Source organism: Rheinheimera sp. (assembly GCF_020217005.1).
GTDB lineage: Bacteria > Pseudomonadota > Gammaproteobacteria > Enterobacterales > Alteromonadaceae > Pararheinheimera.
This window is the reverse complement of record NZ_JAIWOI010000286.1, coordinates 1-10,000: the sequence shown is the minus strand read 5'-3', so window position 1 is coordinate 10,000 and position 10,000 is coordinate 1. Positions and strand designations below refer to the sequence as shown.

Genomic DNA, 10,000 nt, shown 5'->3' with positions numbered 1-10,000 from the left:
TGCTAAACGGGCTATCACCCGCTCTGTATCACCTACTTGTTTAAACAGCGGCTGTAAACTCTGATGATGGTGCTGCAATTCAGCCACAGCCTGATGCCTGGCTGATACCAAGGCCTGATCGCGCAGCGGCGCATGGATCCAGCGCTTCAGTAGACGACTGCCCATAGCGGTCTGGCATTGATCCAGTACTGCCGCAAGAGTGTGATCAAACTGGCCTGCTAAAGTTTGGGTCAGCTCCAGGTTACGTCGGGTGGCTGCGTCTAATACGATGCAGTCCTGATTACGTTCTAAGGCGATAGAGCGGATATGCGGCAACTGAGCGCGCTGGGTGTCTTTGACATAACCCATTAAACAACCGGCCGCCATTAAAGCTACTGGGGCTTGTTCCACGCCAAAGCTTTGTAAGTCGCGGGTGCCAAATTGTTGGGTCAGTAAACGCTTGGCATTGCTTAGCTCAAACTCCCAGACAGGGCGGCGACGCACGCCTTTGCGGTTGATGATGCTATCCGGCCAGTCTTGCTCTTCGGCATATAAAATTTCTGCCGGATTTAAGCGCTGTAATAAAGCCAATAAATCATCCAGATGCGTGACTTCATTGACTAAAAAGCGACCGCTACTTAGATCTAAGTAAGCAAAACCATAGCTGCCTTTTTGCTGATACAAAGCAGATACCAGGGTGTCCTGACGTTCATTCAGCAGCGCTTCGTCTGTGACTGTGCCAGGCGTCACAATACGCACCACAGCACGTTCAACCGGGCCTTTGCTCAAGGCCGGATCGCCAATTTGTTCACAAATAGCAGCAGATTCGCCCAGTTGCACTAAACGGGCTAAGTAACCTTCAATTGAATGATAAGGTACGCCAGCCATAGGAATAGGTTGTCCAGCCGACTGGCCTCTTTTGGTCAGGGAAATATCTAACAGGGCAGAGGCCTTTTTGGCGTCATCGTAAAACAGCTCGTAAAAGTCACCCATACGATAAAACAGCAAAATATCAGGATGCTGGCATTTCAGGCCAAGGTACTGTTGCATCATCGGAGTATGCGGGCTTAGGGCTTGCCCGTCTTTCTGTTCTGGCGGCATAATGGCTTAATAATTCCTGCGTTGGACCAAAGATGACAATTCCAGTAACCACCTACAACTTGGCGGCGGAGCTCGGAGCGCTATTATTGCGGAAAAACTTCAGTATCACCACAGCAGAATCCTGCACTGGCGGTGGTATTGCTTATGTGTTAACCGCAGTACCCGGCAGTTCAACCTATCTGGACCGCTCTTTTGTCACTTACAGCAATAAATCCAAGCAGCAGTTGTTGGGAGTCAAAGCCGAAACTTTGCTGCAATACGGTGCTGTGAGTAAAGAAACAGTACTGGAAATGGCCATAGGCGCAGCCAAAGCGGCTGGGGCTGAAGTTGCAGTGGCTGTATCTGGGATAGCAGGACCTGGCGGTGGCTCAGCCGGTAAGCCTGTGGGCACTGTGCATTTTTGTTTTGAAATTTCAGGCCATCAGGTGCTGTCGCACCGTATCTTTGATGGCGATAGAGCGACAGTACGCCAGCAGGCGATCGATTTTGTTTTACAGCAGCTCATCTTGTTATTGACAGACTAAAACAAAAAGACTACTGTATGAGCATACAGCACTTTGAGTGCATCCAAGAATTCACCGGAGAGAGCAATGGACGACAATAAACAAAAAGCACTGACCGCAGCCTTAGGTCAAATCGAACGCCAGTTTGGTAAAGGTTCTATTATGCGTCTGGGCGATAGCACAGCGCTTGATATCGACTTTATCCCTACAGGTTCGTTAGGTTTGGATATAGCGCTCGGTATAGGTGGTTTGCCTTGTGGTCGTATTGTTGAAATCTACGGTCCTGAATCTTCAGGTAAAACTACTTTAACTTTACAAGTCGTCGCAGAAGCTCAGCGCATGGGTAAAACCTGTGCTTTTATCGATGCTGAACACGCGCTGGACCCTGTGTACGCGAAAAAATTAGGTGTAAACGTCGACGATTTATTAGTGTCTCAGCCGGATACAGGTGAACAGGCGCTGGAAATCTGTGACATGCTGGTGCGCTCTGCTGCGGTAGACGTGATCATTGTCGACTCGGTGGCCGCTTTAACACCTCGCGCTGAAATTGAAGGCGATATGGGCGACAGCCACGTAGGTTTACAAGCTCGTTTAATGTCTCAGGCTTTGCGTAAACTGACAGGTAATATCAAACGTTCAAACACTTTATGTATTTTCATCAACCAAATCCGGATGAAAATTGGTGTGATGTTTGGTTCACCTGAAACCACCACTGGCGGTAACGCATTAAAATTCTATGCTTCAGTGCGTTTAGATATTCGTCGTACTGGTTCTGTCAAAGATGGTGACGAAGTGACAGGTAACGAAACCCGCGTCAAAGTGGTGAAAAACAAAGTAGCACCGCCATTTAAACAAGCTGAATTTATTATTATGTACGGCGCTGGTATCAGCAAAGATGGCGAATTGATTGACTTAGGCGTGCTGCATAAGCTGATCGACAAAGCTGGTGCCTGGTATGCCTATAAAGGCAACAAAATTGGTCAGGGCAAAGCCAACGCTATGAAATACCTGCAAGAAAACCCTGCGGTAGCCAAAGAAATTGAAAATGAATTACGTCGTATGCTGTTGCTGGAACCTTCTAAAGGTGCTCCATCACCAGCAGAAGATTTTGGTATGGTGCCAGAAGACGCAGAAGTTGATTTGTAAGCTGGATGAGTTCAGAGCTGCAACTATAAAAAAATAAGCATACTAAGCTAAATAAACCCGGTTTAAAGCCGGGTTTGTTGTTTTTGAGCCTGATGATTTTTAATCTGTAAGCTTGACTGGCAAAATTCAGTGTCTTTAATTTAGTCTGTTTTATTAGCGCTTTGCGTTGATGGATTCAATATTCTGTATTTTTTCAGATCGATAAAAAAACCAGCCTGAGTATACAGTTGTTCTATCCGGCCTTGTTGCTCCAACAGCGCCAGACCTTTGTTTAGTGCAGCGTAAGCAGATTTACCCTGAGGATGTTGTTTGCTAATGACAAAATGCCTGCTGTCATCCAATAAAACTGCTATGCCGGGTACCAGTTGTAATCTGATTTGCTCCAATGCAAAGCTGCCGTCCTTTGATGGATAGAAGGGCATCAGCATAAAATCGACCCACTGCATATAAACCATACGTGCCTGACTTAACCACTCGTCTTCCCGTATCAATTCTTTAAGTGGTAATGCCGATAATGTTGCCCAATCGGTATGCCATTTAGGTGTAGAAACTGCTGTAAGCTCGGCCAGATCACTGAGCTCTTTGATTGCAAGTACTTTAGTGTTTTGTGGGTTGGTATAGATGCCAGCCATATACTGACCGCGTTTTACTATAGGGCTGGAAATATAAACCTTATCTGATAATTTGTTTGCATCGCTGAGCCAGTATGTATCGAAACTAAGCAGTAGTTCGCCACTTTCCAGCATTTTAGTATTCCTAAAATTAACTTTGCCTGGCAGATATTGAAAGCTTTGATGAAAACCTCCCAACTTTAAGGCTTGTTGCAGTAGCACCATATCGGCCACATCGCGACGCATATAACTGCCGCTAAAATCCTTCAAATCCAGCACGTCCCGCCCATTCAAAAAGGAAAGGTAGTCCTGATAAACATCATCTCTGATGTAAATATTCAGAGGTTTTGCTAGTACAAAAAATCCGCTGAGCAAGCAGCTCAACATTAAAATCCAACAACAGGTTTTTTGCATGATGGAATCCTGTTGGTAAAAAGTTTTGTAAGCATAAACAGTATTAGCGGTGTTTGGTAGGAAGAACATTATTCCCTGTTTTTATTTGGACGTCTAAACGTTTAGAAGTTGACATTTCCATGGCTTTGAGCCAGAGTAACCTCATTTTTCAGCCTTGTCGGAGATACTATGCCTATTAAAGTCATTGATCAGTTACCTGCTGTGGAAGCTCTTTCTGCGGAGAATGTATTTGTCATGACGGAAAGCCGGGCTTTATCGCAGGATATCCGACCGCTGAAAATTGCTATTTTGAATTTGATGCCAAATAAAGTAGCGACTGAAATCCAGTTATTGCGCTTGTTAGCCAATAGTCCATTGCAGGTTGATGTAGAGCTGATTCGTCTTGATAACCATGTCAGCAAACATACGCCACAAAACCATCTGGACTGTTTTTACCGTTATTTTTCTGATGTGCAGCAGCAAAACTACGATGGTTTAATTATCACTGGCGCGCCTTTAGGTTTAGTGAATTATGAGGACGTCAGTTACTGGCCGCAGTTGGCAGAAATTCTGACCTGGGCTGACCGCCACGTCACTTCGACCTTGTTTTTATGCTGGGCCGCTCATGCGGCTTTATACCATTACTATGGTTTACAGCGCGAAATTCGTGGTGAAAAGTTATCAGGCGTGTACTGGCAAAATGTCTGTCAGCCTTTAAGCCCTTTGGTACGGGGTTTTGATGATGAGTTTTTAGTGCCTCATTCGCGTTATGCTCAGGTGCCCAAACAAAAGTATCAACATCACCCAGATTTACATGTACTGGCTGAAGCTGATGCCACTGGTGCTTATTTGCTGCAAAACAGCAGCGGTAGCCGCGTTTTTGTCACTGGTCATCCAGAGTACGATTTAACCACTTTAAATGATGAATATCAGCGTGATCTGGCCGCTGGTCTTGAGCCAAAAATTCCAGAGAACTACTATAAACAAAACGACCCTGCCAAAGGTCCACATAAGTTGTGGCAAAGCCATGCATTTTTATTGTTCAGCAACTGGCTGAACTATTATGTGTACCAGGCCACACCTTTTGATATTCAGCAGATAGGGCAGCAGTAATGACCAATCGCAGTGTGTTAACTCCGGACGCCCTTCGTGCGCTGTTGGCGGAGCGTATTCTGGTATTAGATGGTGCTATGGGCACTATGATCCAACAGTATAAATTGCAGGAAGCAGATTACCGCGGCACTGAGTTTGCCGACTGGTCAACCGATCTGAAAGGCAATAACGACTTGCTGGTGCTGACCAAACCCGAACTTATTCTGGATATCCATCGCCAGTATTTAGCTGCTGGTGCTGATATTCTCGAAACCAATAGCTTCAACGCTACTCCTATTGCGATGGCGGACTACGAGATGTCGCATTTATCAGCGCGCATCAATCGAGAGTCGGCTGCTTTGGCACGCCGTGCTTGTGATGAATACAGCACACCGGATAAACCCCGTTTTGTCGCTGGTGTGTTAGGTCCAACCAACAGAACTGCTTCTATATCACCTGATGTGAACGACCCGGGTTTCCGTAATGTCGACTTTGATACCTTAGTCACTGCCTACTCTGAATCCACTCATGCGCTGATTGAAGGTGGGGCTGACATTATTATGCTGGAAACCATCTTTGATACCTTAAATGCTAAAGCTGCTGCTTTTGCTGTGCTGAAGGTTTTTGACGAGCTAGGCTACAGTTTGCCTGTGATGATCTCTGGCACTATCACTGACGCTTCAGGTCGTACTTTGTCCGGCCAGACCACTGAAGCTTTTTATCATTCACTTTCTCATGTAGAGCCTGTCAGTTTTGGTTTGAACTGTGCTTTAGGCCCGGATTTATTGCGGCCTTACGTTGAGACGTTGTCAGGTATTTCAGAATGTTATGTTTCAGTGCATCCAAACGCCGGTTTGCCGAATGAATTTGGCGAATACGATTTAGGTGCTACTGAGATGGCCAAAGAAATAGCTGACTGGGCAGAGCAGGGCTTTTTAAATATTGTCGGTGGTTGTTGTGGCACTACGCCTGCACATATTAAAGCGATCAGCGATGTAGTTGCAGGCTTGCCAGCCCGGCAGCCAAAACAGAAAACGCACCAGTTTCATTTGTCTGGTTTAGAAGCTTTTGGTCTGGAGTGGTAATGCGACAACAAGCCCGTTTTATTAACGTTGGTGAACGCACCAACGTCACAGGCTCAGCCCGTTTTAAAAAGCTGATATTAGAAGGCGAATACGAAAAAGCTTTAGACGTCGCCCGTCAACAAGTCGAAAACGGTGCGCAGATCATCGACATCAACATGGACGAAGCCATGCTCGACAGCAAGGCGGCCATGGTGCGTTATCTGAATTTATTAGCCTCTGAGCCAGACATTTCCCGAGTGCCAATTATGGTCGACTCGTCCAAATGGGAGGTGATAGAGGCGGCGCTGAAATGTATTCAGGGTAAGCCTGTGGTCAATTCCATTTCGCTGAAAGAAGGCATAGAGCCGTTTTTACATCAGGCTAAATTGTTACGCCGTTACGGTGCTGCCGTCGTCGTGATGGCCTTTGATGAAAAAGGTCAGGCTGATACCAAAGAGCGTAAAGTCGAAATCTGTCAGCGTGCCTACGATATTCTGGTCAATCAGATTGGTTTCCCACCTGAAGATATCATCTTTGACCCGAACATTTTCGCCGTCGCAACAGGTATCGAAGAGCATAACAATTATGCGGTCGACTTTATTGAAGCGACCCGTGAAATCAAGCGATTATGCCCTTACGCTAAGATCTCTGGTGGTGTGTCTAATATTTCCTTTTCGTTCCGCGGTAACGATCCGGTGCGGGAAGCTATGCACTCAGTGTTTTTATACCATGCCATAGGCGCTGGTATGGACATGGGCATAGTCAACGCAGGTCAGTTGGCGGTGTATGACGATATTCCAGAACTGCTGCGTGAGCGGGTTGAAGATGTGATCTTAAACCGCCGTGACGATGCGACAGAGCGTTTACTGGACATCGCCGCTGAATTTAAAGGCGATGGCGCTGTGGCCGTCAAAGAAGACGAAGCCTGGCGTGCCTGGCCTGTGCATAAACGTCTGGAACATGCCTTGGTCAAAGGCATCACCGACTTTATTGATCAGGATACTGAAGAAGCCCGCTTAACTGTTGAACGTCCCTTGCATGTGATTGAAGGTCCGCTAATGGACGGCATGAACGTGGTCGGCGACTTATTTGGTGAAGGTAAAATGTTCCTGCCTCAGGTGGTTAAATCTGCCCGGGTGATGAAAAAAGCTGTGGCCTATTTACAGCCTTTTATTGAGCTGGAAAAAGCCGGCACAGGTGCTCAGGCTCAAGGCAAAGTGCTGATGGCGACAGTGAAAGGCGATGTGCACGATATAGGTAAAAACATTGTCGGTGTAGTACTGCAGTGTAATAACTATGAAGTGATAGACCTTGGTGTCATGGTGCCTTGCGCCACCTTGCTGCAAAAAGCCAAAGAACTGAATGTGGATATTATCGGCTTGTCTGGCCTTATTACGCCGTCTTTGGATGAGATGGTGCACGTCGCCAAAGAAATGACTCGCTTAGGTTTTGATATTCCGCTGTTAATTGGTGGCGCTACGACATCCAAAGCCCACACTGCCATCAAAATTGCACCGAATTATCCGCATGGTGTGGTCTATGTACCAAACGCATCGCGTAGTGTCTCAGTGGTGCAGTCGCTTATAAGCAAAGAACACAAACCGGCCTTTTTAGAACGGGTCAATGACGAATACGACAGAGCCCGTGACCAGCATGCCCGCAGCCGTCCAGGCGAGAAGTTATTGACGCTGGAGCAGGCTCGGGCCAATAAATTCCAGCTGGATTTAACCAAAGTGGCCGCGGCACCGCAACAGCCTGGTGTGCATTTATGGCAGGATGTGGATTTAGAGGTGCTACGCGATTACATCGACTGGACGCCGTTTTTCCTGACCTGGCAGTTGTCTGGTAAGTTTCCGGCTATTCTGAATCACCCTGAAGTGGGCATGGAAGCACGTCGTGTCCACAAAGACGCCAATGCTATTCTTGACTTGATGATCCAACAGAAGAAAGTGCAGGGCAAAGCGGTATTTGGCTTCTTTCCCGCCAATAGCGACGGCGATGACATTATTGTCTACACAGATGAAAGCAGAACGACAGAGCGCTGCCGATTGTTGAATTTACGCCAGCAGCTGCAGCTGCGTAACGACAATCCAAACTGCTGCTTAGCTGACTTTGTTGCGCCTGTGGGTTCTGGGATTGCCGACTATATCGGCGGTTTTGCTGTCAGCACAGGTTTTGGTGCTGATGAGCTGGCTGCTGAATTTGCTGCTCAGCATGACGATTACAACAGCATTATGGTTAAAGCCTTAGCTGATCGTTTAGCTGAAGCCTTAGCTGAATATCTGCATATGAAGGTGCGGCGGGAATTCTGGGGTTATGCGCCGGATGAGGCTCTGGATAACGAGCAGCTTATTCGTGAGCTGTATCAGGGGATCCGGCCTGCTCCTGGTTACCCTGCTTGTCCTGAACATACCGAAAAAGGCACCTTGTGGCAGTTATTGGATGTAGAGGCTCAAACCGGTATTCAGTTGACTGAAAGCTACGCCATGTGGCCTGGTGCCGCCGTCAGTGGCTGGTACTTTGCCCACCCGGATAGTAAGTACTTTGCGGTCAGCAAAATTGGTACTGACCAAAAAGATGAATATGCTGCGAAAAAAGGCTGGACTGCAGTGCAAGCTGACAGCTGGTTAGCGCCAAACCTGGGATAATAGTAGGGCAGTTCCGCTGCCCCATTTCATTAACTGGCGATGGCCGGGTCGACGATAAAACGCTGCAGCATTTTCGCTACCTGTCGTTCCGGCAATTCGAATTTAATGCCTAAAGACAATTCCTGTAGTTCCTGATGGCAGTTCATAATCTCTCCGGGGATTTGAATGCGTTCCTCTTCTCCCGGGATCAGCAGTTCCATTAAAACAGATACCTTATTAATTTGATCTGCTTCTGCTGGAGTTTTTATTGAGAAACGGCAGCCACAAGGCGAAATATCGATCACAAAGCCGTTATACAACGAAAAGGTTTCAGGCAAAGCCCCTTGTTGAACCGGATTAACATAAGCAGGAATAAATGCACGCACCCTCTGTTTTGCGCGCAACGATCTATTTTCAATATGCTGTGGATACTCCAGAAACAGCAGATGTACAGGGTGATGAGAAATCGTCTTAATCATGGCTTTAAAGGCGATGCACTCGCCTAGTTCTCCTTCAAGCAAACAACGCACTACAGTCATATTTCCTTCGACGAAGATGTCTTTGTAACCGCCTTCTATAACTTGTGGCGGCAATTTCAGGATCAGATATCGGCTTTTCTCATACCCCACCAGGGAGGTTCGGATCCTTAAGCTGCTGGGCTGGGAGAATTGTAAATCCACTACAGACCCAGGGTGGAGATGGCGGATTTTTTCGTGAACTAAGGGCGAAAGTAACGTCTGCTCCATTGAAAGTTACCCCTGCTTAAAAATCGAACATAGTTGAATCTTTGATTAATAGTGCAAAACTGATAAATGTGCAAATTCAGGTTTGGTGATTGTCTGTAAAGAGATGACGCCAACGGAAGGAAATAGGGGGCAGGCGGAAGTGAAAGCTGATTACCATAACAGCCGCAGTGTTCTATAGTACAAGTGGAACTAGTCTCTCTATTTCCCAGAGTTATGAAGCTTCTGGTCGGAGAATCAAATGCAAAGAATTACCTTAAGTTGTGTATGCGGTCTATTGCTTTTGCTTAATGCGGGATGTAGTCAAACATCGGCGCCAAAACTGAACGACGATCCCCGTCAGTATCTGGTTGATGAATTGTTTTTGCCTATGTCTGCTGATGAGATAGAAACAGAGCAAGAAATATTTGCGCTGCCCGACTACGCGATTTCTGATATGAAACGTATGGTGAAACCTCTGCGTTCTGCACGCGAAAAAACAGATGCGTTGCTCAATTATATTTTTTTTCTGAAAGGGAAAAGCATTACCTATGACAATAGCGCTACCCTGACCGCAACTGAGACTTTAGCCCGTCATCAGGCAAACTGTTTATCTTTGACTATTTTGGCCTATAGCCTGTCGAAAATGGCTAATTTAGATGTGACCTTTCAGGACGTACAAATTCCGGAGTACTGGACTCATGTGCAGGGAGTGAGCTTGCTCAATGGCCATGTGAATTTAAAGGTGTCAGGAGGAAGCAG

At 46.6% G+C, this 10,000-nt stretch carries 8 protein-coding genes and 1 pseudogene; 6 read left to right on the top strand and 3 right to left on the bottom strand.

From position 1 onward, the window contains the following. Positions 1-1,080, bottom strand: a pseudogene (locus tag LDL40_RS13940) (DNA mismatch repair protein MutS); the annotation flags it as partial. Positions 1,081-1,112: 32 nt separating this feature from the next. Between LDL40_RS13940 and LDL40_RS13935 the strand changes: the two are divergent. Both LDL40_RS13935 and recA read left to right on the top strand, forming a co-directional pair. After that, positions 1,113-1,604: a CinA family protein gene (locus LDL40_RS13935; RefSeq protein ID WP_300995995.1), complete on the top strand. Its 492-nt coding sequence runs from the start codon at positions 1,113-1,115 to the stop codon at positions 1,602-1,604. Positions 1,605-1,670: 66 nt separating this feature from the next. Beyond that, complete coding sequence (gene recA, locus LDL40_RS13930) at positions 1,671-2,729, top strand: recombinase RecA (protein ID WP_300995994.1); 1,059 nt, start codon at positions 1,671-1,673, stop codon at positions 2,727-2,729. 140 nt (positions 2,730-2,869) lie between these two features. On the opposite strand, the gene LDL40_RS13925 is transcribed toward recA, so the two are convergent. Further along, positions 2,870-3,754, bottom strand: coding sequence for a hypothetical protein (locus LDL40_RS13925; protein ID WP_300995992.1), 885 nt, complete (start codon positions 3,752-3,754; stop codon positions 2,870-2,872). Positions 3,755-3,922: 168 nt separating this feature from the next. Here LDL40_RS13925 and metA point away from each other — a divergent pair, with 168 nt between their 5' ends. Genes metA through metH form a run of 3 tightly spaced genes read left to right on the top strand, consistent with a single transcriptional unit; the run spans position 3,923 to position 8,537 of the window. Then, positions 3,923-4,846, top strand: a complete 924-nt coding sequence (gene metA, locus LDL40_RS13920) for a homoserine O-succinyltransferase (protein ID WP_300995990.1) — start codon at positions 3,923-3,925, stop codon at positions 4,844-4,846. After that, complete coding sequence (locus LDL40_RS18800) at positions 4,846-5,910, top strand: homocysteine S-methyltransferase family protein (protein ID WP_367304332.1); 1,065 nt, start codon at positions 4,846-4,848, stop codon at positions 5,908-5,910. The genes metA and LDL40_RS18800 overlap by 1 nt, the downstream gene beginning before the upstream one ends. After that, on the top strand, positions 5,910-8,537 hold the full coding sequence (gene metH / locus LDL40_RS13915; RefSeq protein WP_367304331.1) for a methionine synthase: 2,628 nt from the start codon (positions 5,910-5,912) through the stop codon (positions 8,535-8,537). The genes LDL40_RS18800 and metH overlap by 1 nt, the downstream gene beginning before the upstream one ends. 29 nt (positions 8,538-8,566) lie before the next feature. Here metH and LDL40_RS13910 read toward each other — a convergent pair whose 3' ends face one another. Then, entirely contained in the window at positions 8,567-9,262 is a 696-nt protein-coding gene (locus tag LDL40_RS13910; protein ID WP_300995989.1) for a flagellar brake protein, read from the bottom strand. Positions 9,263-9,500: 238 nt separating this feature from the next. Between LDL40_RS13910 and LDL40_RS13905 the strand changes: the two genes are divergently transcribed. Continuing rightward, on the top strand, positions 9,501-10,000 hold a 500-nt coding region (locus LDL40_RS13905), incomplete at its 3' end, for a hypothetical protein (protein WP_300995988.1).